Below are 24,763 nucleotides of genomic sequence, written 5' to 3'. Positions count from 1 at the left end.
GAGGATCTCTATGACTATTGATACGAAATTACCATTTGATCAAGAGTACATCAGCAGCTTTTCAAAAGAAGCTAATGAACCAAGTTGGCTGCTAGATCTTCGCTTACAAGCTCTTGCGAAAGCAGAAGATCTTGCACTTCCAAAGCCAGATAAAACAAACATTTCGAAATGGAACTTTACTGCATTTGACAAGCACACTTCACAGGCAAGCACAATCTCATCTGTAGACGAGCTTCCAGAAGTGGTTAAAGCATTGATTGATACAGAAGCTGTTAAAAATCTATATGTTCAGCGTGACCAAACAGCTGCATATTCAACATTAACAGAAGAGCTAAAGTCTCAAGGCGTTATCTTCACAGATATTCAAACAGCTGCTAAAGAGCATAGCGACCTTGTTGAGAAGTACTTCATGAAAGACGGAGTTAAAGTAGATGAGCACCGTTTAACTGCATTAAACGCAGCGTTATTAAACGGCGGTGTATTTGTATACGTTCCTAAAAATGTAGAAGTACAAGAGCCTCTTCAAGCTGTATTTGTCCGTGAAGATGAAGAAGCAGCTTTATTCAACCATGTGATTGTTGTAGCTGAAGACAACAGCTCAGTAACATATGTAGAAAACTACATTGCTACTGCTGAAGAGTCAAACGGTGTTGTCAATATCGTGACGGAAGTATTCGCTAACAGCAATGCAAAAGTAACGTTTGGAGCTGTTGACTACTTAGCTAAAGGTACAACTACTTATGTGAACCGCCGCGGCGTAGCGGGCAAAGATGGTCGCATTGAGTGGGCTTTAGGCTTAATGAGTGAAGGAAATACAGTTTCAGAAAATACAACGTATCTAATGGGCGACGGTTCATATGGAGATACAAAAACGGTAACAGTTGGACGTGGAGAGCAGTCTCAAAACTTAACAACAAGTATCGTACACTTCGGAAAACATTCTGAAGGCTACATTTTAAAACACGGCGTTATGAAAGAAAGCGCGTCTTCAATCTTTAACGGTATCGGTAAAATTGAACACGGTGCATCTAAATCAAACGCTGAGCAAGAATCTCGTGTGTTAATGTTAAGTGAAAAAGCACGTGGAGACGCAAACCCAATTCTTCTAATTGATGAAGATGATGTAACAGCAGGACACGCTGCATCTGTTGGACGCGTAGATCCAATTCAGCTTTACTACTTAATGAGCCGCGGTATTCCGCAAACAGAAGCAGAACGTCTAGTTATTCACGGGTTCTTAGCACCAGTGGTAAACGAGTTGCCAATCGAAACGGTTAAAAAGCAATTAACAGATTTAATTGAAAGGAAAGTTCGATAATGAATATCTCTGATATTCGTAAACAATTTCCTATTTTAGACCAAGAGGTAAATGGCAGCCCGCTCGTTTATTTAGACAGTGCAGCAACTTCACAAAAGCCGCTTGCTGTAATTGAAGCAATTGAGAAGTATTATAAAGAATATAACTCAAACGTACACCGAGGCGTTCACACGCTTGGTACAAAAGCAACAGACGGATACGAAGGCGCTCGTGAAAAAGTTCGTAAGTTTATTAATGCAAAATCAACGGAAGAGATTATCTTTACGCGCGGTACAACGACAGCTCTTAATACAGTAGCTGCAAGCTATGGCCGTGCTAATCTCAAACCTGGTGATGAAATTGTGATTACTTATATGGAGCATCACAGTAACATCATTCCTTGGCAGCAAGTTGCCAAGGAAACAGGTGCAACGTTAAAATATATTTCATTAACAGAAGATCATGCACTTTCACTAGAAGAGGTAAAAAGCACGATTACGTCCAACACCAAAATTGTATCGATTATGCAAGTATCTAACGTATTGGGAACGATTAACCCAGTAAAAGAGATTGCGGAAATTGCACATGCTAACGGTGCAGTAATGGTTGTGGATGGTGCGCAAAGTACGCCTCACATGAAGGTGGATGTACAAGATTTAGACTGTGATTTCTTTGCTTTCTCTGGACATAAAATGGGTGGACCGACTGGAATTGGCGCTCTTTATGGAAAGAAAGAGCTTCTTGAAAAAATGGAACCAATCGAGTTTGGCGGCGAAATGATTGACTTCGTAAACCTATACGAATCAACGTGGAAAGAGCTTCCTTGGAAATTTGAAGGAGGTACGCCAATCATTGCAGGTGCAATTGGTTTAGGTGCAGCGATTGATTTCTTAGAAGAAGTTGGTTTAGATAATATTCAAGCACATGAGCACAAGTTAGCGCAGTACGCACTGGATCGCTTATCGCAAGTAGATGGAATTACGATTTACGGACCGAAAGAGCGAGCGGGTGTTGTGACGTTCAATATTGAAGATGTGCATCCGCACGACGTTGCCACAGTAGTAGACGCTGATGGAATTGCGATTCGTGCAGGTCATCACTGTGCGCAGCCGCTGATGAAATATTTAAACGTATCTTCTACTGCACGTGCAAGCTTCTATTTGTATAACACGGAAGAAGAAGTAGATAAATTGGTATCATCATTAATAAAAACGAAGGAGTATTTTACAAATGGCTTTTAATAATTTAGATACTCTCTATCGTCAAGTAATTATGGACCATTATAAAAATCCGCGTAATCGTGGAACGTTGAATGAAGATACTGTGAACATTCATATGAATAACCCGACGTGTGGAGACCGCATTGAACTTTCTTTAAAAGTAGAGGACGGCAAAGTGGTGGATGCAAAGTTCGAAGGTGAAGGATGTTCAATTTCAATGTCATCAGCTTCAATGATGACACAAGCAATTAAAGGTCAAGAAGTAGACAAAGCGTTTAAAATGGCCCATATCTTCTCTGACATGATGCAAGGTAAAGAGTATGATGATAGTATAGATTTAGGAGATATTGAAGCACTTCAAGGTGTAGCAAAATTTCCTGCGCGTATTAAATGTGCAACACTAGCGTGGAAAGCGATGGAAAAAGGTCTTAACGAACAAAAATAAGACCTTCATTCATTCCCAATCCTATCAAGTAGGGGGTAATAAAAGATGGCTAAAAAAATGCCAGAAATCGGCGATTATAAATATGGATTTTCCGATAAAGACGTATCAATTTTCCGCTCAAAACGCGGTTTAACGAAAGAAATCGTAGAAGAAATTTCTCGTATGAAAGAGGAACCACAATGGATGCTTGACTTCCGTTTGAAATCTCTAGAGCACTTCTACAACATGCCAATGCCACAGTGGGGCGGAGACATGGCAAGCTTAGACTTTGATGAAATTACGTACTACGTAAAACCATCTGAGAAGTCTGAACGCTCTTGGGATGAAGTTCCTGAAGAAATTAAACAAACGTTTGATAAACTAGGTATTCCTGAAGCAGAGCAAAAGTATCTTGCGGGTGTATCAGCTCAGTACGAATCTGAAGTTGTTTATCACAATATGAAAGAAGATCTTGAAGCACAAGGTATCGTATTTAAAGATACGGATACGGCGCTAAAAGAAAACGAAGATATTTTCCGTGAGCATTTTGGAAAAGTTATCCCGCCGACGGATAACAAATTCTCTGCACTTAACTCGGCGGTTTGGTCTGGTGGATCATTCATTTACGTACCAAAAGGCATAAAAGTAGATACACCATTACAAGCTTATTTCCGTATTAACTCTGAAAATATGGGACAGTTTGAGCGTACGTTAATTATTGCTGATGAAGGCTCACACGTTCACTATGTAGAGGGCTGTACAGCACCTGTTTATACAACAAACTCTCTTCACAGTGCCGTTGTAGAAATCATCATCAAAAAAGATGCGTATTGCCGCTATACAACAATTCAAAACTGGGCGAACAACGTATACAACCTTGTAACAAAACGCGCGGTTTGTGAAGCAAACGCAACAATGGAATGGATTGATGGAAACATCGGTTCTAAGTTAACAATGAAATATCCAGCTGTTATCTTAAAAGGTGAAGGTGCACGTGGTATGACATTATCTATTGCCCTTGCTGGTAAAGGACAGCACCAAGATGCTGGTGCAAAAATGATTCACTTAGCACCGAACACATCTTCAACGATCGTATCAAAATCAATTTCAAAACAAGGCGGTAAAGTAACATACCGCGGTATCGTACACTTCGGCCGTAAAGCAGAAGGTGCACGTGCGAACATTGAGTGTGATACGCTGATTATGGATAATCAATCAACTTCTGATACAATTCCGTACAATGAGATTTTAAACGATAACATCTCACTTGAGCATGAAGCGAAGGTATCGAAAGTATCTGAAGAACAATTATTCTATCTGATGAGCCGCGGTATTTCTGAAGAAGAAGCAACAGAAATGATTGTAATGGGCTTTATTGAGCCATTTACAAAAGAGCTTCCAATGGAATATGCAGTAGAAATGAACCGTCTAATCAAATTTGAAATGGAAGGTTCAATCGGTTAATAATAGATCAAAACTCGTTTGCTGTTTATGCAAACGAGTTTTTTTGTATCGTTTGTATTAAAATAAAGAAAAGCGAAGTTAAGAACATAGAGGAGGAGTGGCATGATTTATATTGGAGTTACAGGCTGGGGAGATCATGATTCATTATATGAAGCGGGGGTTTCATCAAGAGACAAGCTTGCCGTATATGCAGGCCATTTTCCAATTGTTGAAGTCGATTCATCTTTTTATGCAATTCAACCAACATCAAATGTAAAAAAATGGGTGAACGATACACCGGAATCTTTTCGTTTTGTGGTAAAAGCCTATCAAGGTATGACAGGGCATATGAGAGAAGGAAATCCGTTTGATAGCAAAGAAGAAATGTTTCATGCGTTTTTAGAATCAGTGAAGCCGTACGTAACATCGAATAAACTTGGTATGATTTTATTTCAAATGCCGCCCTGGTTTGACTGTACAAAAGAAAATGTAGCCTATTTGAGATATAGCCGTGAGAAGTTTGGCGATTTGCCAGTAGCCCTTGAGTTTCGAAATCAGTCCTGGTTTAAGCCGTTTTTCTACGATAAAACGCTAACGTTTATGGAACAAGAGAAGTGGATTCACGGTATTTGTGATGAACCGCAGGCAGGAGAAGGATCTATTCCCATTGTGATTCATGCTACAGATAAACAGAAAACACTCATACGTTTTCATGGACGAAACGTACATGGTTGGAACAAGCCCGCAGAAGGCAATTGGCGAGCGGTAAGGTTTTTGTATCGTTACAATGAAAAAGAGCTCCTAGAGTGGAAAGAACGGCTTGAAAAGCTGCAAAAACAAACGAAGGACATTTACCTGTTATTTAATAATAACTCCGGCGGAGATGCTGTACATAATGCCAAACAGCTCATGAATTTATTAAATATTGAATATGAGAATTTAGCTCCTAAGCAACTAGATTTTTTTAACGAATTTTAGCACCGAGTTCTATAAAATGTATGAGGATTACTCTAAACGTCAAATAGGTAGAAAAGTATATGTAAAACCTCACTTTTTTCTTTCAAAATCATAAATTGATTAAGAAAGGAGTGAGCTACTATGATTACCTTAGCGCCTATCGTAATTGAAGGTCATACGTTTAATGCAGTTACCGTATTGCTGCCAAAAACAACTCTGTTAACAATTTCATCAGATAAAGGGTACATTATGTGCGGAGCACTAGACGTAGGTCTATTAAATGATAAATTAGCTGATCGTCAAATAATAGCTGGAAGAGCTGTAGGTGTACGTACAATTGAGCAGCTTCTTGAAGCGCCCCTTGAATCTGTAACGCTTGAAGCTGAAAAAAGAGGGATTTTTAAAGGCACAATTGGCAAAGATGCTTTATTGAAAATGCTTTAATATAGTGGAAAATTTAAGATAAAACTTTTTAAAAGAAGCGTGAACCTCCTTATACATGCATACATATAGCTTGTAAGGAGGGATTTTTTTTGGTTAAACTTCGTCGGAAATTAACAAGAAAAGGCCCGCTTCCTTTTCGCTACGTTCTGTTGCTCACCTTTCTTTTTTTTATGCTTTCCACAGGGGTAGGATTATGGCTAATTAATAGAGGGATTGAACCGACGTTAATGAAATATGCTGAAGCACAAACAAAAGAGATTGCAACTTTAGTTATTAATAAAGCGGTGAATAAACAGGTACTTGATCAACTGGACGTAGATGTTATTAAAGTGGAATCTACACCTAACGGTCAAGTAGCCAAAATTGACACAGCACTTGTAAATCGGGTTAGAGCTCAGACTACGTCATTTGTTCAAGCTAATTTAAAAGAGGCAGAGAAAGGGAATTTAGATGCACTTGAACTTCCAACAGATATTCGTATTGAAAAAAATGAAAAGCTGCGGAATCAAGGAATTGTCTACCAAGTTCCTCTTGGGCAAGCAACTAATAATGCGCTGCTTGGAAATCTAGGTCCGCTGATTCCGGTTAAATTTCATGCTATTGGTGACGTTCAAACAGACGTAGTGCGAAAAATCGAGGAGTATGGAATAAATAATGCGTTTCTTGAAGTATCTATCAAAGTAAAAGTAAACATGCAAATCATTATCCCATTTGCAACGAGAAAAACAACCGTTACGGCTACAATTCCTGTAGGAGGAACTGTTATCCCTGGAAATGTTCCTGATTATTTTAACGGTGGAAATTCATCTTCTCCGGCAATTGAACTTCCGAAGAAAAATTAACAATATGATATTAACTTAAAGCATCAGGATAAAAAAACAGGAAGCATCAGCTTCCTGTTTTTTTATTTTTTCTTTAGTTCTAAACGATCATTTCGTTCCCAAGTTCTTAACTGAGGATATGGGTCAAACGACCACTCATTTTTGCCGTTATCTTTATACATTCCATAGTGCAAGTGAGGAGGGAATTTCCCAGAAGTTCCAGGAGGTCCATAACCGGAACTTCCTACTCCGCCAATGAGTGTTCCTGGTTCTACAATTTGTCCTACTTTTAAATTTTTTGCAAATCCGCTTAAATGAGCTAAATAGTGATAGTTATTATGAAGGTCACGAATACCGATTCGCCAGCCTCCATATTTATTCCATCCTTTAAGCTCAATAATGCCATAGCAAGGGGATTTTACTGGAACTCCATAATCTGCAAAAATGTCTGTTCCTTCATGAATTCGTTTGCCACCCCAGCCGCGCGCATCTCCCCATGTACTGCGGTAACTGTAGTTCGCACGGAGAGGCACAGGAAATGAAGAACCTTTTAAATCAATGCGACCGTAATGGCGAAAAATTTTAGCATTCCCTAAAATAATATCAACCGCTTTAGCCCGGTGATAATAGTTCCAAAGCGCAATTTTAATATAGTCTTCGGACACCCCGAACGTCCGAATATAATCTGCCATTGTAAAAAGCATATCTTCATCATTAAATTGGTCTGCTTTTTTGTCTCCGTTCCCATCTTTACCCATTCCCCCGAGGAGAGAAATAGTAAGTGGGTTTGTATCTTCCAAATTTGGATTTAAAGAACCTGACCATTTTTCTGGAGGATAATAAATGGCGATTCCACCTTTTTCTCTTGGAATATCTTTATGAGAGCGTCGAATATTTCGTTCATACTGGTCAATCCCAGCAAAGTAGTACCAGGGAATCGTAGTAGCGGCTTCCATTTGTTTATACAGCTCTAATCTTTTTTGAATAAGTATTTTTTCTTGATCTGCTGATGATTCAGCTGTTACGTGTTGCCATCCTGTGAATATAGACATGAACATAAAAAGTAAGATAATCGTTTTGCGCATCGTGTTTCCCCCTTTCTAAAAATAGTGTGTAACACTAGTTTGCAGCGAGAAAAAAGATTTCATAAATATTAATTAATGGAAATCGCGTCAAAACTTTTTTAAAGAATTTTATTCAGAAGATAAATGGAAATTATACGGAGGATGAAAACGCACACATTTGAGTGGAAAATAGAAGAAAACTGAGGAAAATAAAGAGCAGACAACTTGTCGAATCTCACTTTTTTATGATAAAGTGACATATAGTTATGTTTTTAATATGTAGTTAAAATTAAGCATATAGGTTATAGACATTTTCTAGATTGGTGGAGTTGATAATATGGCAACAAAAGAAGAGCATGTCCGCAAACCCGAGTGGCTGAAGATTAAGCTAAACACAAACGAAAATTACACAGGCTTAAAGAAAATGATGCGTGAGAAAAACCTTCATACAGTTTGTGAAGAAGCAAGATGTCCGAATATTCATGAGTGTTGGGCTGTTCGTCGTACGGCAACTTTTATGATTTTAGGAGAAGTATGTACACGTGCCTGTCGTTTTTGCGCGGTTAAGACAGGTTTACCAACAGAATTAGATTTAGAAGAGCCAGAACGCGTAGCGGATTCCGTTCAGCTAATGAACTTAAAACATGCGGTTATTACAGTAGTAGCTCGCGATGATTTAAAAGACGGAGGAGCAAGCGTATTAGCTGAAACAATTCGTGCGATTCGTCGTAAAAATCCATTCACAACAATTGAAGTATTGCCTTCTGATATGGGTGGTGTGGAAGAGAACTTACGTATTGTAATGGACGCACGTCCTGATATTTTAAATCATAATATTGAAACAGTACGCAGCCTTACTCCTCGTGTTCGTGCTCGTGCTAAATATGAGCGTTCTCTTGAGTTCCTTCGCCGTGCAAAAGAAATGCAGCCGGATATCCCTACGAAATCAAGTATCATGCTTGGTCTAGGAGAAACAAAAGAAGAAATTATTGAAACGATGGATGATTTGCGTGCAAATAATGTAGATATTATGACGCTAGGCCAATATCTACAGCCAACTAAAAAGCACATAAAAGTTCAAAAATATTACCATCCAAATGAATTTGAAGAGCTAAAAGAAATTGCATTATCAAAAGGATTCAGCCATGTTGAAGCAGGTCCTCTTGTACGTTCTTCTTACCATGCAGATGAGCAAGTTAACGCTGCTGCAAAAAACAAAGCACAAGAAAGTAAATAAGGTAAAAAGAGGCTGGAACAAAAGTAGTTTAGCCGAAGTGAAAAACGAACCACTAATCAAACTGTTTGATTAGTGGTTCGTTTTTTTGTTACGGTTAACGTAAAATTTATCTGTTTTGTTCCTTCTAGCAGTTGATTGGAGGGCAAGGCGAAGACTCCTGCGGGAACAGCGGAACAGGTGAGACCCCACAGGAGCGTACGCGACGAGGAGGCTCAGCGCCCGCCCGCGGAAAGCGAAGCCTTGCACGGAAATCAACTGCGGTGTCACAAGCGGTTCAGCTCATGTGTCTCATTTCTTCGTCTTTCGATCACATTCTTTTAGTTACGTCTCAACTTTTTTGTTTATTCCACCATATCTTTGTCCGTCATTGGTTCATTCAATTCGTTTTTCTCTCTTCCATTTGCATCTTCTCCGCCGTTCATTTTACGCCCTTGGGGAGATTTTAGCATTTGTTGAATAACGTCATCGATTCGTTTTCTAGCATCATTCGTTTGCGTATTCATTTCACTGATATTTTCAATTTGATCCATCTGTTTCGGATTATCTGAGACGTATACATGATAATAACGAGGAACTACAGACATAGCTGTCCGTTTTACCTGATCGGCTGCGTTATTCCTGTTTTTAGCATCTGTTTTATAAGCAACAAGCACATCTTTATCGGTTACTAGCGTAGCGGCTTGCTTAATATCTGGTATAGCGGTGCTCAGTTTACTAATATTGTCGGCTGCTTCTTCTCGATTAAATGTTCCTACTTGGTTCATATTGGAATTTTGTTCATTTGTGTTTTTAGTGTATCGGACATATCCATAATTTGTGCCGCTATTATTATTTGGATTATAATAGTGATTAGGCTCGTTTACATTAATGGCATCTGGGTTGTTTGGTGATAAATTTTCATTTTCAGCTGTGTTTTTATTTTGACAGCCAATGGTTAAAATACTTGTTATCAAAGCGATTCCAAGAATAGATTTCTTCACCATTTCCACCTCCTGTAGTTAAATATCGTACGCCAGGTAAACCGGCGAACCTTCATGTGGAGCATAAAAGATCAGTAGGTATACCGATAAAACTCCTACAGGATTAGAGTGCTGCTTATACGTGAAAAATTTCATGTTAATTGATGGTTTCATCATCATAATTATGGTATGGTAAATTTTAAGAGAAGAGGTGTGAGCAATGGTCTGTATCAATAATATTTGTTATGAAGTATTAAAAGATGAGCGCGAGGCATTTAATGAAGAGGCGTTTAGAGGTCGCTTTATTGACGTGCTGAGCCGCTATGACTATATTGTGGGAGATTGGGGATACAATCAGCTTCGACTGCGAGGCTTTTTTGATGACCGAAATCAAAAGGCAACGTATGATACGAAGATTAGTACGCTTCAAGACTATTTACATGAGTATTGTAATTTTGGCTGTGCGTATTTTGTCTTAAAAAAAGTCCATAAGTAAAAAAAGGCAAGCCGAAGACACTAATTGTCCTTCACGCTGCCTTTTTTTTTAGATGATTTCATATAAAAATTCGCGAAGTTCCTGACCGTCTTCACTGTTTAATTTAAATACTTCTTCAAGATAGTTTGGTTCTTCAAGGTCATCTTGTCCAATGATGGCAAAGCGTCCTCCTTGAATATCAAGAACAACTTGTTTGCCATAATAACGGTCGGTTTGGATAATAGCTAAATCAAATCGTTGATTTTCGCCCATAAAGCTGACAAACCGGGTCTTTGTAGATACAACATCGTCATATAGATAAAAGCGTTCGCTCATAGGTATACTCCTTTCATAGGTTGTATTTGTATCATATCAAATAAGGTCAAAAACAAAAATGAATTTATCAAATGGATAATGGGTCATGATAAAATAGAACAGGAGCCCCGTTTGTTTATGAAAAAAGATTTATAGAGAGCTGACAACTAGGGAGGAAATAATATGTACTTTGTAGATCGTGAAAAAATAGAAGCTACGCTTGTTTTTTTTGATGAGCACGTTCGTTTGTTTGCTGAGCATGGGAGCTGGAACACAGAAATAGAGAAAAAGGCATTAGAGAGAATTGTACACCTTTTAATTGAAAACGTTTTAGATGTAGGAAATGCAATGATTGATGGGTTTATTATGAGAGACCCAGGCAGTTACGATGATATCATTGACATTTTAGTTGATGAGAAAGTGGTTAAAAAAGAGGAAGAAACGCCATTAAAAGAGATCGTTCAATTGCGTAAAAGCCTTGTTCAAGAATATGTGGATGTTAATCATCAGGATATTTATCAAAAAGTGATGCAGCATAAAGACGTACTGGCAGCATTTTCAGAGCGCGTAAGGACATATCTAGAGACAGAGTTAGGACCTGTGTCTGCTTTTCGTAACTAAAGGCAAGCAATTTGTAGTTGTATAAAAAATAAGCTATGATTTCAAGTATGAGACTTGAAAGGAGATCACACAACATGAAGGAATATAAAGGATATTTGATTGATTTAGATGGAACAATGTACAAAGGAACAGAGCTAATTGCCGAGGCGCGTGATTTTGTTATTAAATTAAAGGAAAAAGGAATTCCTTATTTATTTGTAACAAACAACTCAACAAAAACGCCCGATAAAGTAGCTGAAAAGCTAGAGGCATTTGGCATTCCTGCAACAGAAGAGCAAGTTTTTACAACGAGCCAGGCAACAGCTAATTATTTACACGAACGCAAAGCAAATGCTTCAGCTTATGTAATTGGTGGAGAAGGAATCCGACATGCGTTGCTTGAAAAAGGATTTACCATTGAAGAGGAAGATACGGATTTCGTAGTTGTTGGTTTGGATCAGGAAATTACATATGAAAAATTAGCAAAAGCATGTTTAAACGTTCGAAACGGTGCCTTTTTTGTTTCAACGAACGGAGATATTGCGATTCCTACTGAAAGAGGCTTACTGCCTGGTAATGGATCTATCACGTCCGTTATTACGGTTTCTACTCAAACAAATCCAGTATTTATTGGCAAACCAGAAAGTATTATTATGGAGCAAGCCCTTGAAGTCATCGGTACGCCAAAAGAAGAAACAATCATGATTGGTGATTACTATGATACAGATATTTTAGCAGGGATGAATGCAGGATTAGATACATTATTAGTCCATACAGGAGTAACTACAAGAGAGTTACTAGAAGGATATGAGAAAAAGCCAACTTATACGGTAGATTCACTAAAAGAGTGGATGGAGCGAATTTAAAAAGCTGTCAATTGACAGCTTTTTTTGTTTTTAAAACCTATTCTTGACTGGCAGCCCGATGCGCTAACCGGCTAGAAGCAGCGGCGGCAATTGCGCCTACTAAATCATCTAAGAAAGTGTGGCACTCTCCAGTCGATTTATCGTTTAATCGTTCTAGAATACCTGGTTTTTGTTTATCAATATACCCGTAATTGGTAAAGCCGATTGATCCGTACACATTTACAATCGATAATGCTAAAATCTCGTCGATACCGTATAAACCTTCGTCTTTTTCAAGAATATCTAACAGAGGCGGCTCAATCACTTTTTTTTCCGTGAGGACATCTAGTTGAATACCCGTTAAAATAGCATTTTGAACTTCTCGTTTAGAAATGACGCGTTCAACGTTATATAAACAGTCTTCGATTGTTAAGTTTGGGTGATACTTTTTTTGCAAGTAATAGACCAGTTCAGCAATGTCTGTAAGAGCCACGCCGCGTTCTATTAACCATTCTCTTGCTTTTTTTTCTAACTCACTTTGTTTATGTTTTTTCTCCAAGTATCATCACCTGTTTTCTATATATTTTTAAGTCTAAAGTTGTTTCATACTACTAACCCGGAGTAAATAACTATAAATGGTGTATTTCTAATCTATTCATTCCTCCGTAAATATTATGACAAGTAATGTTGTTTTCCATCATATAATTTCTCGAATGAATGAAGAGAGGGATTAAAATGATACAAACCATTTATGAGCATTACGGATTACGTCCAAATGAATTTATGCCCGTTGGTAAATTTGAAGGTTTTCAGTATCGAGATATTTTATATACAATCATTAATGTAAAGCAAATGGAGCAAGACGAGTTAAATGAACTATATCAAATGAGTCAATTTCTGATGGGCCAAGGTGATCGCCATGTGGCAACATTTATGCCTAATTTGAATGGTGAAATGATTACAGAAACTGAAACTGAAAAATTTATCATTTGCCGCTGTCTTGCGGAAGAGAAAAACCCCAATTTTTCACCTGGGCATGAGCTAGCTGTTTTTCATCAAAAAGGGAGGCTGTTTCCTTATGAAGTGGAAAAAGCAAACCGGCTAGGGCAATGGAAGTCCATGTGGGAGAAGCGTCTCGACCAGATGGAGCAATTTTGGTATGGAAGATTACGTGCTTTACCTAATCAAGAGATGGAAAAACGTTTTTTAGAAACTTTTCCTTATTACCTAGGATTAACGGAAAATGCTATTCAATACCTAGTAGACACGGAAATTGACGATTTGCCTCGTTCAGTTGACGCTGCGACGATTTGTCACCATCGGTTCGGGCAAAAAACATGGGGGGAAGACTACGTTTACAAGCTCCCAGCAGACTGGGTCTTCGACCATCCTAGCAGAGATATAGCTGAATATATAAGGGAACAATATTTATTAACATACGCTGTCGATGAAAGGCACATGCATCAGTTTTTAAGTGAATACGAAAAGGTAAATCCACTTTCTTCTTTTTCATGGAGACTGTTATATGCTAGACTTCTTTTTCCCGTTCATTATTTTGAGGTCATTGAAGGGTACTACAGTGTACAAGATGAGCGGCAAAAACAAAAGTATTATGAGAAGCTTGAAGGAGTATTGGCTCACTCTTCTCACTACGAAGCTTTTCTGAAGCGCTTTTACCAGTCGGTGGGTATTTCAACGTCTCGTTATCACATTCCTGAATTAACATGGATTCATTAAAAAGCGATTACTATAGAATATGATAAAATAGAAAAATAGGTGTTGGATAATCCAAACCCGTTTTTCTATTTTGTTTTTGTGCATGCAGTTTAAAAAGGATAAAGAGGTGGCGTACATATGGACAAGCCGTTTGTATTTATTACGAGAAAAATACCGAATGAATTAATCGAACCTTTAAAGGCAGTAGCGAATGTGGAAATGTGGGATAAAGAAGATGAGGCAGTCCCTCATGAGCTGCTTTGTGAAAAAGCTAAGCGCGCACATGCTCTATTAACAATGCTTTCAGATCGTATTGACAGTGAATTGCTTACGCAAGCTCCTCATTTAAAGCTTGTAGCTAACTTGGCGGTCGGATTCGATAATATTGACGTAGAAGCGGCAACTGAACGAGGAGTTATCGTTTCTAATACGCCCGATGTTTTATCTGATACAACAGCAGATTTAACGTTTGGTTTATTAATGAGTGTAGCTAGACGTTTAGTAGAAGCTGCTGAATATGTGAAAGAAAATCAGTGGAAAAGCTGGAGTCCATTTTTGTTAGCGGGCAGAGATGTTCATCATAAAACATTAGGTATTGTTGGAATGGGGAAAATTGGAGAGACGCTTGCGAAACGTGCTACAGGTTTTGATATGGAAATCTTGTACCACAATCGAAGCCGCAACCTTCAAGCAGAAAAAAAACTCGATGCAGTTTACTGTGAGTTAAATGAGCTGCTTGAACGATCTGATTTTGTTGTTTGTTTGACACCGTTAACGGACGAAACCAAACATTTATTTAATGCTTCAGCATTTGAACAGATGAAAAAAACTGCGATTTTTATTAATGCTTCAAGAGGAGCAGTGGTTGATGAGCAAGCATTGTTACATGCGATTCAATCCGGTGAAATTGCTGGAGCTGGCTTGGATGTATTCGATCAAGAGCCTATTTCTGCTTCTCACCCTCTTCTTCAATTGCCTAATGTTGTAGCTCTTCCTCATATCGGCAGTGCGAGTATCGAAACGCGCACGGAAATGATTTCTTTATGTGTTAAAAATATTAAAGCAGTACTTACAAACGAGTCTCCTATTACAATTGTAAATAAAGAAGCGTTTGCGAAAAAATCATAACAGAAAAAGGCAATTTCATTTCGGTGAAATTGTCTTTTTTTTATTAAAAAACAGTGGGAGCCATGTTATGATAATAAAATGAAATATTTTAAAAATTTACATTTATCTTTATATACAAATTTTTTTAGCGAGTTTATGAGAAAAGATGGCAAGTAAACCTTGTAAAAAAGAAAAATAAGGTCTATAATGTCCTCTATAAGAGAACAAATGTATACGTAGAAAGAACACAGAGGTGAGGAATATGACAAAAAGTATTTCAGTAGGATTATTAGGGTTAGGAACGGTAGGAAGCGGAGTAGTCAAAATTATTGAAAATCATCAGGATAAATTAAGTCATCAAGTCGGGTGTCCTGTAGAAGTTAAAAAAGTAGTAGTTAAAGATATTGATAAGAAACGTGACGTAGAAATCAGTGAAGATAAATTAACAACGAATGTTGAAGACGTTTTACATAACGCGGAGATTGACGTTGTCATTGAAGTAATGGGTGGCGTTGAAGAAACAAGAGATTATATCTTAACAGCCCTTCGTAATAAAAAGCATGTTGTAACGGCAAACAAAGATTTAATGGCAGTTTACGGCTCAGAATTGTTAACAGTAGCTTCTGAAAATAACTGTGATTTATTTTATGAAGCAAGTGTAGCAGGCGGTATTCCAATTCTTCGTGGATTAGCAGATGGATTAGCATCGGATCGTATTACCAAAATGATGGGAATTGTAAATGGTACAACAAACTTCATTTTAACGAAAATGACAAAAGAAGGAAGCGCTTATGATGAAGTGTTAAAAGAAGCGCAGGATTTAGGATATGCTGAAGCGGATCCAACTTCTGACGTAGGTGGTTTAGACGCTGCTCGCAAAATGGCAATCTTGGCTACACTAGGATTTTCAATGAAAATTGACTTGGACGATGTTCGTGTTCAAGGTATTACAGAAGTAACCGAAGAAGACTTGCAATATAGTAAACAATTAGGCTATACGATGAAACTGATTGGATATGCACATCGTGACGGCGACAATGTAGAAGTTAGTGTTCAGCCAACTCTTTTAGCAGACACACATCCTCTTGCTTCAGTAAGCGATGAGTACAATGCTGTATATGTATACGGAGAAGCTGTTGGAGAAACGATGTTTTATGGACCGGGGGCAGGAAGCCTGCCAACTGCCACTGCTGTCGTGTCAGATTTAGTAGGCGTTATGAAAAACATGCGTTTAGGTGTGAATGGTAAAAGTGCGGTAACACCTCAGTATCCAAAACAGTTAAAAGCAGAAGATGAAATGTTCTCGAAGCATTTCTTACGTATTCATGTTAAAGATCAAGTTGGAGCATTTGCAAAATTAACAACACTATTTTCAGAGCGTGGCGTGAGTTTCGAAAAAATTATTCAACTTCCTGTGAAAGGAAGCGAATTAGCTGAGATTGTTGTTGTTACACACAAAACATCTCAAAAAGATTATGAGGAAATCCTTCAGCAGCTTCGGGATTTACCAATTGTAGAAAATGTAAAAAGCAGTTACCGCGTAGAGGGAGTTGGCACAGTATGATGTGGAAAGGTCTATTAGCTGAATATAAAGAGTTTTTACCTGTAACAGAGAACACACCTATGCTTACACTACATGAAGGAAATACGCCTTTAATTCATCTTGCTCATTTATCAAAAGAGCTAGGCATTGATTTACATGTGAAAGTAGAAGGGTTAAATCCAACGGGGTCATTTAAAGACCGCGGAATGGTAATGGCTGTAGCAAAAGCGAAAGAAGAAGGAAGCAATACGGTTATTTGTGCATCTACAGGTAACACATCCGCAGCTGCAGCAGCTTATGCATCACGCGCTGGCATGCGCTGTATCGTTGTTATTCCAAATGGAAAAATTGCGATGGGAAAATTAGCTCAAGCAGTTATGTATGGTGCAGAAATTGTAGCAATTGAAGGAAACTTTGACCAAGCGCTTTCTATGGTTCGTAAGCTAAGTGAAACATCACCGGTTGCACTTGTGAACTCTGTAAACCCCTACCGTATTGAAGGGCAAAAAACAGCTTCTTTCGAGATTTGTGAACAGCTTGGAAAAGCGCCTGATGTTTTAGCTATCCCAGTGGGGAATGCAGGAAATATTACAGCTTACTGGAAAGGCTTCAAAGAATACAGTGAGCGTCACCAAACGTCTCTTCCTCACATGCACGGGTTTGAAGCAGAAGGTGCAGCGGCGATCGTGCGTAATCAAGTTATCGAAAATCCAGAAACAATTGCAACGGCTATTCGAATCGGAAATCCAGCAAGCTGGGATTATGCTGTAAACGCAGCAAAAGAATCAAACGGAAAAATTGATGAAGTAACAGATGAACAAATCTTAGAAGCATATCGTACAATTGCACGCAAAGAAGGTGTATTTGCAGAGCCGGGTTCTTGCGCTTCAATAGCTGGTGTGTTTAAAGATGTAGCTTCTGGTAAAATTGCAAAAGGTTCAACGGTTGTAGCTGTACTAACAGGTAACGGATTAAAAGATCCAAACGTAGCAATCGATGCTCATAATGTAAAGCCAGTGGTTTTACCAAATGATGAAGAAAAGGTATTTGATTATATCCAAGGTGTCGTTGCTTCATGCTAGAAAATGAGCGTTTTGTCATTACGGTCCCAGCTAGCTCTGCTAACTTAGGGCCGGGATTTGATTCCATTGGAGTGGCTTTGTCTCGCTACTTAAGATTAACAGTAGAGCGTCATGAGGAATGGATTTTTATCCCTGAAACGAAAGAAGTGCAAAGTATTCCTACAGGTACAGATAACTTAATGTATGAAGTGGCACAAGACGTGGCTCGTCAATTTAACATTGATCTTCCAAGTGCGAAGGTCAATGTTTGGAGCAACATTCCATTAGCAAGGGGACTTGGAAGCAGCGCATCGGCTATCGTAGCTGGAATCGAGCTGGCCAATGTACTGTGTGACTTGCGTTTATCAAAAAGAGAAAAGCTTCGCATCAGCAGCTTAATGGAAGGACATCCCGATAACGTCAGCCCGTCTATTTACGGCGGCATCGTTGTTGGTTACCATCATGAAGATGAAACGTACATTGCTCAAATACCTGAATTTGATGTTGATATCGTGATGGCTATTCCAGAATATGAGTTAAAAACAACGGATGCTCGTGATGTGCTGCCTTCCGATATTAATTATCGTCATGCAGTAGAAGCAGGAGCGATCGGCAATATGCTAGTAGCAGCTCTGTTAAATAAAGATTTACCTCTGGTAGGCGAATTTATGGAGAAAGATTTATATCACGAACCTTATCGTATGAGACTCGTGCCAGAGCTTTCTCTTGTGCGAAAAGAAGCAAAAGCTCTGGGCGCATACGGTGTGTCACTAAGCGGAGCCGGTCCGAGTGTATTATGTTTAGCGCCAAAAGGAAAAGGAAAAGCGATTGCTGAACATATGTATGCTTTACTGCCGAACTGCGAAATAGATGTTTTACAAATTGATCGCAAAGGTGTATTTGTAGAAGCTGAAGTCACAACGAGTTAATAAAGAAATCCTCATTCATTTGAATGAGGATTTTTCATTCGCAAGCCCCAATACAATGGGAGGTTGCTTTTATAATAAAATCAAAGAGATTAGAATACTTGTTCTACTTCAACTACACCAGGTACTTCTTCTAAAAGGGCACGTTCAATACCAGCTTTTAGCGTAATTGTTGAACTTGGGCAGCTTCCGCAAGCGCCTAAAAGACGTAATTTTACAATACCATCCTCTACGTCTACTAGCTCACAGTCTCCACCGTCGCGAAGTAAAAACGGACGAAGTTTTTCTAATACTTCTTGAACTTGCTCGTGCATTTCTGACATAACTATCGACTCCTTTCTTCTACTCTTATTATAAACGGTCTTTCATGAAAAATCTATCGGAGTATACATCGTAATGTTACCTTAAAAGAAAAAGATGTGCAATGAATCAGTTTTGTGTAAAATAGTATTCATAATGAAGTAAAAGTGTGAATAATCGTACAGTTTATATGTAAAGATTCAAGGGGGATGTGCTATGCAATCAACTGAGGTAGAAGTGTGTATTTATGGAGCTGAAATTGTTTGTGCAAGCTGCGTTAACCTGCCGTCTTCAAAAGACACCTATGATTGGCTAGAGGCAGCTATTTCTCGTAAATATCCGAATCAGCCGTTTGCTATCACGTATGTAGATATAAACGAGCCGCCTGCCGATCCGAAGAAAGCAGCTTTTGCCAAGCGTGTGATTGAAGAAGATTTATTCTATCCTGTAGTGGTCATTAACGGAGAAATTGTTGGGGAAGGCAACCCGAAATTAAAGCGCGTATTTGAGGAAATGGAGAAGTATGGTTTCTGCGCATCATAATGAAAAAAGCCGTTAGATTGTCAGTCATCTAACGGCTTTTATTTTATCCACTATGGTGTTTATACATCCAAAGAATACCTGATTTTAATAATCGAGCTACCCGTCCTGTAATTGGACGTTCGGCAACTAAGCCAAATCCATGCTTCTTGCCTAATGAACCAAGTATGCCTTTTAATTTAATAGTTGGTAATTCATCCGGAAGCGCTTCGCCTTTCCAGCGATGGAGAAGTACTTGCACGATTTGTTCAGCCTGACCTTCTGCCAGCTGAGCGCTTGGTGCATGCGGTAGACTTGCGCAGTCACCTAAAATGTAGACATTTTCGTCGTCAGGCAAGTTATGGTATTTCGTCAATACCACGCGTCCTTGAGGGTCTTTTTCTACGTCTAAATCGCGTACCACTTTATTTGGCTGGATACCTGCTGTCCACACGATTGCATCGCTTTGAATGGGCTCATCATGATTATAAAGAATGTTCGGTTCTACTTTTGTAATATTAGCACTATTTACGATTTCAACACCGTTTGAAGTAAACCAAGTTTGAACGTAATTACTTAAACGTTCTGGGAAAGCAGACAAAATTAATTTACCGCGGTCAAATAAGATGATTTTTAAATCCGGGCGGCTTTCTCTTAGCTCGCTCGCTAGTTCTACTCCGCTTAATCCCGCTCCTACAATTGAAACAGTAGCGTGGGCTGGCAAGTTGTTTAATGTCTGATAAGTTGCTCGTGAAGCATCAATGGATTGAATGCTGTATGTATGCTCAAGAGCTCCAGGAACTCCATGATATTTATCTTCGCATCCAAGTCCTACAATCAGGTCATCGTAAGCGATCATTTGATCATCTACATAGACGCATTTTTCTTTCAGGTCTATGCGTTTTACACAGCCATAGCGAATTTTTAAGCGAGGGTGTTCAGGAAAAGCAACACGAACATGCTGATCAGAGATTGTTCCAGCTGCAAGAGCATAGAATTCAGTTTTTAGTGAGTGATAAGGTGCTTTGTCAATAAGCGTTACTTCTACATCGTTAGGCAATTGATTCGGAAAAAGGCGCTGCAGAACGCGCATACCACCGTATCCGCCGCCCAGTATGACAAGGTTCTTCATGTGAATTTCCCCTTTAGCTTCATGCATTTTTGTTTTCTCTCTATTATTCTTGCTTTTAAGAATAGGAGAGTACAAATTACCGTTAATAAGGATGGTTGCCAAAAAGATATGAAAGGCTATATAAGATAACATATTTTACTTAAATAATAATTTAATATAACCTCGTTTGGTTTTCTATACATAAAAGTATAACTAAATTAATAAAAAACCACAATATGTTTCAACATAATTTCAAGCTATCCCTGTAATAAAGCTTTCTTTATACGTTTTGTTGAAAAGTCTGTGAAGTTAAGAAGCGTGCGCAAAATGAACGTGAATTTCCAAAGTTGACGTTGAAAATGAAAGGAGATAGGATAAACTAATAGTAGAGAGGTGAAAAACGTGATACAGCCAATTATTGAATTTTGCGTTAGCAATTTAGCCAGTGGTTCTCAAACAGCTTTAGAAAAGCTTGAAAAAGATCCAAATCTAGATATTATTGAATACGGATGTTTAGGTTATTGCGGGAAATGTTCACAATCTTTATTTGCCTTGGTAAACGGAGAGATTGTTACAGCGGAAACACCTGAACAGTTAGTAGATAATATTTACATTCATTTAGAAGAAAACCCAATGTTTTAAACTATCCCCGCTGTCGTATCTCTTTTTATCAGAAGAGGGACATGAGGCTAATAGAATAGATGATGTAAGCACGGCTGTCTTGCCGTGCTTTTTTATGCGTTTTTGCGCAAATATCTGCGCTTTAACCATCCTCTTTACAATCATAATGCTTCTTTTGTTTTTTAATACTCCAAAGGAGGACAAAATAAAAAACCCCTTAATCTTTATGATTAAGGAGCTAAAAAAACGGGGGATGATATTATTGTGTACAAAAGAGAATCACTTTATACTAGAGCTACATAAAAAAATAATGGGTGATAATATGAAAAAATTTCAGTTTACAAAAATGCATGCACTTGGCAACAACTATATCTACGTAAATATGTTTGAAGAACATATAGAAGAGCAAGAGTTAGCACCGCTTGCTGTAAAAGTCTCAAATGTTTATACGGGAATTGGATCGGATGGAATGATTCTTATTTGTCCATCTGAACGTGCAGATGTAAAAATGCGCGTATTTAATAATGACGGCTCGGAAGCAAAAAACTGCGGAAACGGTTTAAGATGTGTAGCTAAATATGCATATGAACATAATTTAGTAACAAGCGAAAGATTTTTTATCGAAACGCTTTCTGGAGTTGTAGAAGCAACGGTGCATCCGCAAGGCAATGAAGTTCCAGAAGTAACAATCGATATGGGAGCGCCTATTTTAGCTAGAGAACAAATTCCAATGACGGGAGCAAGCCAAGACCAGGTCGTTAATGAAGAGATGGAATTTGGAAAAGAACGGTTAAAAGGGACGGCTGTATCAATGGGAAATCCTCACGTCGTCTTTTACGTAAATGATATTGAACAAGCGCCTCTTACTACATTAGGACCCGTGGTTGAAAAAGATTCGCGTTTTCCAGAAGGAGTGAACGTTGAATTTGTCGAGGTAGTGAACGAAAGAGAGCTGAACTTTCGTGTATGGGAAAGAGGTTCGGGTATCACTCAAGCATGTGGGACAGGAGCATGCGCTGCTGTTGTTTCGTCTGTGTTAAATGAGAAGACGAAAAAAGATGCTCATACTGTCGTACACCTCGCTGGAGGAGATTTAACGATTGTTTGGCAAAATAAAGGCAATGTATTAATGACAGGTCCAGCCAATGTGATTTGTGACGGCACGTATTATTATTAAAAAATGAAGAAGCAGACGATTTGTCGTCACAGCCATTTCGTCGTATACTAAACAAAAAAGGAGGTCTGTTTAAAAATGAGTCAAGATATCCTAACAATTACAGAAGCTGCAAGCTTTCAAATAAAAGATATGATGAAAGAACATGAAGAAGAAAATGCTTATTTACGTGTTAATGTAAATGGAGGAGGCTGTTCAGGTCTTTCTTACGGTATGGGTTTTGCTCACGAAGTAAATGAAAACGATACGCTGTTTGAACAACATGGCATTAAGATTCTTGTAGATAGCGAAAGTGCTCCAATTTTAAAAGATGTAAAAATTGATTACAAGCAATCTATGCTAGGCGGAGGGTTTACAATTGATAACCCAAACGCCATTGCAGCATGCGGCTGCGGCTCTTCTTTCCGTACAGCAAGCAACGCAGGTGCTCCTGAAGAGTGCTAAATATATTTTTATAAAGAAGCTTTCTTCACCTCATCTGGTGAAGAAAGCTTTTTTAGTGAGAAATTTTTGTATGTTACATCATCTGCCAAACATGTTGACTGAATAATCAGTCTTTTTTATACTCAATAAAAAAGAGGAGATGAACGGATTTGATAGATGCGACTCGTTACGACGCGGAACAAGTAGGAGGTTACGGAAGTTTTCGCAAAAAAAACACCCTGCCTATTCTATGGAAGGGGTTTATAAACTGGTTAAAACTTGAAAGTAGGAAAATGGAGTCTAAGGATGCAAAAAGTATTCACTTCAGTGAATCGCATTTATTTGTTCAACATTTGCCTTTTTCCTCAGGTGAAGCCTGTTATCAAAACTCGTCCTCTGCGCCTCTTAACCATTCTGAACCTTACATTCGCTATTATGAAAATGCTAACGCCTCTCTGGCTGAAAGCTACGGAGCAGTTGAAGGAGAGCATATTCTGCTGATTGAACGTATTGCCGGTCAATCAGAGGTAGTAAAATATTTAAGCAAGCTCGAAGGTTTGAAGGCCTACAGGATGAGCGTAACTAGTCAAGAAGGAAACCATTCCTTTTATGAAATCTGTTTAATAAGCAGTGATGCGGAAATGATGAGTGAAATCATTCATCGAATGGTTACACCAATCCAGCAATGAAAAAAAGCAGGCGAGAGCCTGCTTTTTTTATGAGAACATTGACGTACTGTGCATAGGCTGTAAGCGAGCCTTTGGATCAATGTATGCTTTAGCGTTATTAACAGCAGTCGGACCTTCGCCAAATCCTGCCACGATGAGTTTTACTTTTCCATCATATGTGCAGACATCACCTGCTGCATAGATGCCAGGAATGTTTGTTTCTTGCTTTGAGTTAACAACAATTGCATTTTTCTCTAAATCTAAGTCCCATTCTTTAATTGGACCTAGAGAAGAAACAAATCCAAAGTTTACAATAACATCATCTACGTCTACTACTGTCTTTTCTTCACCTTTTGTGTTTTCTAACACAACTTGTGTAATACGGTCATCTCCAATAAATTCAACCGGTACATAAGGCGTTTTAATATCAACTGATGAATTATGCAAGTTTTCTACGCTGTGTTCATGAGCGCGGAACTTGTCTCGGCGATGCGTTAACGTTACTTTTTCTGCGATCGGCTCTAACATAAGAGACCAGTCTACAGCAGAATCCCCGCCCCCGCATACTAGTACTTTGCGGCCTTTGAATTTATTCATATCATCCACAAAATAATGAAGGTTCGTTTGATCGAACTGTTCTGCGTTTTCTAGCTCGATTTTACGGGGCTTAAATGCACCGTTTCCAGCCGTAATAATAATTGTTTTTGAATAGTGGACTTCAGAATTAGTAGTTAATCGAAATACACCGTCCGCTTGTTTTTCTACCTTTTCTACGGCTTGCTCTAGCGCAACTGCAGGTTTAAATTGATCCATCTGCTCTTTTAGGTTATTGACTAATTCTTGAGCCCGTACTTTTGGAAAACCAGCTACGTCATAAATATATTTTTCAGGATATAAAGCAGAAAGCTGTCCACCAAGCTGTGGTAAGCTTTCAATAATTTTTACGCTCGCTTGACGCATACCGCCATAAAATGCTGTAAATAAGCCTGTAGGGCCGCCTCCGATGATGGTAATATCATATACTTGTTTATCTTCTTTCATTTATAATCACCTCTAGATTGTTCTGTGCCAATGCATATTCTACTTTATGATAGCATAGTAAATTATAAAATATCATTAAAACACGCTGGAATGTTTGAGAAACTTTCTCAACTTAAAGAACAGTATTTGTAATCATTAACATAACCACACGTTTTGGTCAAATATAAAACTGGGTATACAGGAAAGTAATTGAAAATTTAAAAGCTTGTAAATACAAAGTGAAGGGTTGAAAAACCGATTAAAAAAGCATAAGATGTTTGTGTAAATCAAGCTAGGACTTATGCTTACATTTTTTTAAAAAAGAAAAAATGTATTTTTTTAAAAAAGAACGTGAAGTGATTCACATTATTTTTCTTATATGAATAATAAATGGATAGCGATGATCGTTCTTGCTCAAACTAACATAAAAAAGCAAACCAAATAAAATTGCTCTTATCATTATATTTGTAAGA

The 24,763-nt window shown here is 38.4% G+C and carries 28 protein-coding genes; 21 read left to right on the top strand and 7 right to left on the bottom strand.

What is annotated here, in order from left to right; all coding sequences use genetic code 11:
* Nucleotides 1–10: 10 nt before the first annotated feature.
* From sufD to yunB, 7 genes are all read left to right on the top strand, one after another.
* The gene (sufD, locus tag MMB68_RS18360) at nt 11–1,318 is read left to right on the top strand and encodes a Fe-S cluster assembly protein SufD (RefSeq protein ID WP_014457887.1); all 1,308 of its coding nucleotides are present in this window, start codon (nt 11–13) and stop codon (nt 1,316–1,318) included.
* A complete protein-coding gene (locus tag MMB68_RS18355) occupies nt 1,318–2,538 on the top strand; it encodes a cysteine desulfurase (protein WP_014457888.1) in 1,221 nt (406 codons plus the stop codon). The genes sufD and MMB68_RS18355 overlap by 1 nt, the downstream gene beginning before the upstream one ends.
* The gene (gene sufU / locus MMB68_RS18350; RefSeq protein ID WP_013085338.1) at nt 2,528–2,962 is read left to right on the top strand and encodes a Fe-S cluster assembly sulfur transfer protein SufU; all 435 of its coding nucleotides are present in this window, start codon (nt 2,528–2,530) and stop codon (nt 2,960–2,962) included. The genes MMB68_RS18355 and sufU overlap by 11 nt, the downstream gene beginning before the upstream one ends.
* 45 nt (nt 2,963–3,007) lie before the next feature.
* Nucleotides 3,008–4,405, top strand: a complete 1,398-nt coding sequence (sufB, locus tag MMB68_RS18345; protein WP_016765826.1) for a Fe-S cluster assembly protein SufB — start codon at nt 3,008–3,010, stop codon at nt 4,403–4,405.
* Nucleotides 4,406–4,507: 102 nt separating this feature from the next.
* On the top strand, nt 4,508–5,362 hold the full coding sequence (locus tag MMB68_RS18340; RefSeq protein WP_277549240.1) for a DUF72 domain-containing protein: 855 nt from the start codon (nt 4,508–4,510) through the stop codon (nt 5,360–5,362).
* 120 nt (nt 5,363–5,482) lie between these two features.
* A complete protein-coding gene (locus tag MMB68_RS18335) occupies nt 5,483–5,785 on the top strand; it encodes a YunC family protein (RefSeq protein ID WP_013059641.1) in 303 nt (100 codons plus the stop codon).
* An 89-nt stretch (nt 5,786–5,874) separates the two neighbouring features.
* Nucleotides 5,875–6,627, top strand: coding sequence for a sporulation protein YunB (gene yunB, locus MMB68_RS18330; protein WP_013059640.1), 753 nt, complete (start codon nt 5,875–5,877; stop codon nt 6,625–6,627).
* 62 nt (nt 6,628–6,689) lie between these two features.
* Here the strand turns inward: yunB and MMB68_RS18325 are convergent, their stop codons facing one another.
* Complete coding sequence (locus MMB68_RS18325) at nt 6,690–7,691, bottom strand: M23 family metallopeptidase (protein ID WP_277448440.1); 1,002 nt, start codon at nt 7,689–7,691, stop codon at nt 6,690–6,692.
* A gap of 316 nt (nt 7,692–8,007) precedes the next feature.
* On the opposite strand from MMB68_RS18325, the gene lipA reads away from it, so the two are divergent.
* The gene (lipA, locus tag MMB68_RS18320) at nt 8,008–8,907 is read left to right on the top strand and encodes a lipoyl synthase (protein ID WP_013059637.1); all 900 of its coding nucleotides are present in this window, start codon (nt 8,008–8,010) and stop codon (nt 8,905–8,907) included.
* A gap of 341 nt (nt 8,908–9,248) precedes the next feature.
* On the opposite strand, the gene MMB68_RS18315 is transcribed toward lipA, so the two are convergent.
* Nucleotides 9,249–9,890, bottom strand: a complete 642-nt coding sequence (locus tag MMB68_RS18315) for a YhcN/YlaJ family sporulation lipoprotein (RefSeq protein ID WP_264408650.1) — start codon at nt 9,888–9,890, stop codon at nt 9,249–9,251.
* Between the two features lie 196 nt (nt 9,891–10,086).
* Between MMB68_RS18315 and MMB68_RS18310 the strand changes: the two genes are divergently transcribed.
* On the top strand, nt 10,087–10,362 hold the full coding sequence (locus MMB68_RS18310; protein ID WP_013059635.1) for a YutD family protein: 276 nt from the start codon (nt 10,087–10,089) through the stop codon (nt 10,360–10,362).
* A 48-nt stretch (nt 10,363–10,410) separates the two neighbouring features.
* On the opposite strand, the gene MMB68_RS18305 is transcribed toward MMB68_RS18310, so the two are convergent.
* Nucleotides 10,411–10,677: a DUF3055 domain-containing protein gene (locus MMB68_RS18305; protein WP_013059634.1), complete on the bottom strand. Its 267-nt coding sequence runs from the start codon at nt 10,675–10,677 to the stop codon at nt 10,411–10,413.
* 162 nt (nt 10,678–10,839) lie between these two features.
* Here MMB68_RS18305 and MMB68_RS18300 point away from each other — a divergent pair, with 162 nt between their 5' ends.
* Both MMB68_RS18300 and MMB68_RS18295 read left to right on the top strand, forming a co-directional pair.
* The gene (locus MMB68_RS18300) at nt 10,840–11,277 is read left to right on the top strand and encodes a DUF86 domain-containing protein (RefSeq protein ID WP_014457896.1); all 438 of its coding nucleotides are present in this window, start codon (nt 10,840–10,842) and stop codon (nt 11,275–11,277) included.
* 74 nt (nt 11,278–11,351) lie between these two features.
* On the top strand, nt 11,352–12,122 hold the full coding sequence (locus MMB68_RS18295) for a TIGR01457 family HAD-type hydrolase (RefSeq protein WP_013059632.1): 771 nt from the start codon (nt 11,352–11,354) through the stop codon (nt 12,120–12,122).
* A 37-nt stretch (nt 12,123–12,159) separates the two neighbouring features.
* On the opposite strand, the gene MMB68_RS18290 is transcribed toward MMB68_RS18295, so the two are convergent.
* Nucleotides 12,160–12,660, bottom strand: coding sequence for a phosphatidylglycerophosphatase A family protein (locus MMB68_RS18290; protein ID WP_221785798.1), 501 nt, complete (start codon nt 12,658–12,660; stop codon nt 12,160–12,162).
* A 176-nt stretch (nt 12,661–12,836) separates the two neighbouring features.
* Here MMB68_RS18290 and yutH point away from each other — a divergent pair, with 176 nt between their 5' ends.
* The 5 genes from yutH to thrB all read left to right on the top strand — a co-directional run bounded on the left by yutH (nt 12,837) and on the right by thrB (nt 18,457).
* Nucleotides 12,837–13,838, top strand: a complete 1,002-nt coding sequence (yutH, locus tag MMB68_RS18285) for a spore coat putative kinase YutH (RefSeq protein WP_013059630.1) — start codon at nt 12,837–12,839, stop codon at nt 13,836–13,838.
* Between the two features lie 117 nt (nt 13,839–13,955).
* Nucleotides 13,956–14,945 carry a 2-hydroxyacid dehydrogenase gene (locus MMB68_RS18280; RefSeq protein WP_221785797.1) on the top strand — a complete coding sequence of 330 codons (990 nt, stop codon included), beginning with the start codon at nt 13,956–13,958 and terminating at the stop codon, nt 14,943–14,945.
* Between the two features lie 241 nt (nt 14,946–15,186).
* On the top strand, nt 15,187–16,488 hold the full coding sequence (locus tag MMB68_RS18275) for a homoserine dehydrogenase (RefSeq protein WP_013059628.1): 1,302 nt from the start codon (nt 15,187–15,189) through the stop codon (nt 16,486–16,488).
* Complete coding sequence (gene thrC, locus MMB68_RS18270; RefSeq protein ID WP_221785929.1) at nt 16,488–17,549, top strand: threonine synthase; 1,062 nt, start codon at nt 16,488–16,490, stop codon at nt 17,547–17,549. The genes MMB68_RS18275 and thrC overlap by 1 nt, the downstream gene beginning before the upstream one ends.
* The gene (gene thrB, locus MMB68_RS18265; protein ID WP_221785796.1) at nt 17,543–18,457 is read left to right on the top strand and encodes a homoserine kinase; all 915 of its coding nucleotides are present in this window, start codon (nt 17,543–17,545) and stop codon (nt 18,455–18,457) included. Before thrC ends, thrB begins: the two co-directional genes overlap by 7 nt.
* Before the next feature lie 89 nt (nt 18,458–18,546).
* Here thrB and MMB68_RS18260 read toward each other — a convergent pair whose 3' ends face one another.
* A complete protein-coding gene (locus tag MMB68_RS18260; RefSeq protein WP_013059625.1) occupies nt 18,547–18,777 on the bottom strand; it encodes a NifU family protein in 231 nt (76 codons plus the stop codon).
* 193 nt (nt 18,778–18,970) lie between these two features.
* Between MMB68_RS18260 and MMB68_RS18255 the strand changes: the two genes are divergently transcribed.
* Nucleotides 18,971–19,297 carry a YuzD family protein gene (locus tag MMB68_RS18255; RefSeq protein WP_098600767.1) on the top strand — a complete coding sequence of 109 codons (327 nt, stop codon included), beginning with the start codon at nt 18,971–18,973 and terminating at the stop codon, nt 19,295–19,297.
* Nucleotides 19,298–19,340: 43 nt separating this feature from the next.
* Here the strand turns inward: MMB68_RS18255 and MMB68_RS18250 are convergent, their stop codons facing one another.
* A complete protein-coding gene (locus MMB68_RS18250) occupies nt 19,341–20,405 on the bottom strand; it encodes an NAD(P)/FAD-dependent oxidoreductase (RefSeq protein WP_013085326.1) in 1,065 nt (354 codons plus the stop codon).
* A gap of 381 nt (nt 20,406–20,786) precedes the next feature.
* On the opposite strand from MMB68_RS18250, the gene MMB68_RS18245 reads away from it, so the two are divergent.
* From MMB68_RS18245 to MMB68_RS18230, 4 genes are all read left to right on the top strand, one after another.
* Nucleotides 20,787–21,026, top strand: coding sequence for a YuzB family protein (locus tag MMB68_RS18245; RefSeq protein WP_013059622.1), 240 nt, complete (start codon nt 20,787–20,789; stop codon nt 21,024–21,026).
* A gap of 301 nt (nt 21,027–21,327) precedes the next feature.
* Nucleotides 21,328–22,182, top strand: coding sequence for a diaminopimelate epimerase (gene dapF / locus MMB68_RS18240; protein ID WP_277448438.1), 855 nt, complete (start codon nt 21,328–21,330; stop codon nt 22,180–22,182).
* A 75-nt stretch (nt 22,183–22,257) separates the two neighbouring features.
* Nucleotides 22,258–22,623 carry a HesB/IscA family protein gene (locus tag MMB68_RS18235; RefSeq protein WP_013059620.1) on the top strand — a complete coding sequence of 122 codons (366 nt, stop codon included), beginning with the start codon at nt 22,258–22,260 and terminating at the stop codon, nt 22,621–22,623.
* Between the two features lie 149 nt (nt 22,624–22,772).
* The gene (locus MMB68_RS18230) at nt 22,773–23,291 is read left to right on the top strand and encodes a hypothetical protein (RefSeq protein WP_013059619.1); all 519 of its coding nucleotides are present in this window, start codon (nt 22,773–22,775) and stop codon (nt 23,289–23,291) included.
* 27 nt (nt 23,292–23,318) lie between these two features.
* Here the strand turns inward: MMB68_RS18230 and MMB68_RS18225 are convergent, their stop codons facing one another.
* Nucleotides 23,319–24,311: an NAD(P)/FAD-dependent oxidoreductase gene (locus tag MMB68_RS18225; RefSeq protein WP_277448437.1), complete on the bottom strand. Its 993-nt coding sequence runs from the start codon at nt 24,309–24,311 to the stop codon at nt 23,319–23,321.
* Nucleotides 24,312–24,763: the final 452 nt, after the last annotated feature.

The organism is Priestia sp. Y58 (assembly GCF_029522095.1).
In the GTDB taxonomy this organism is placed as follows: domain Bacteria; phylum Bacillota; class Bacilli; order Bacillales; family Bacillaceae_H; genus Priestia; species Priestia megaterium_E.
The sequence above is the reverse complement of the archived record's forward strand: the minus strand, read 5'-3'. Positions and strand labels throughout refer to the sequence as shown.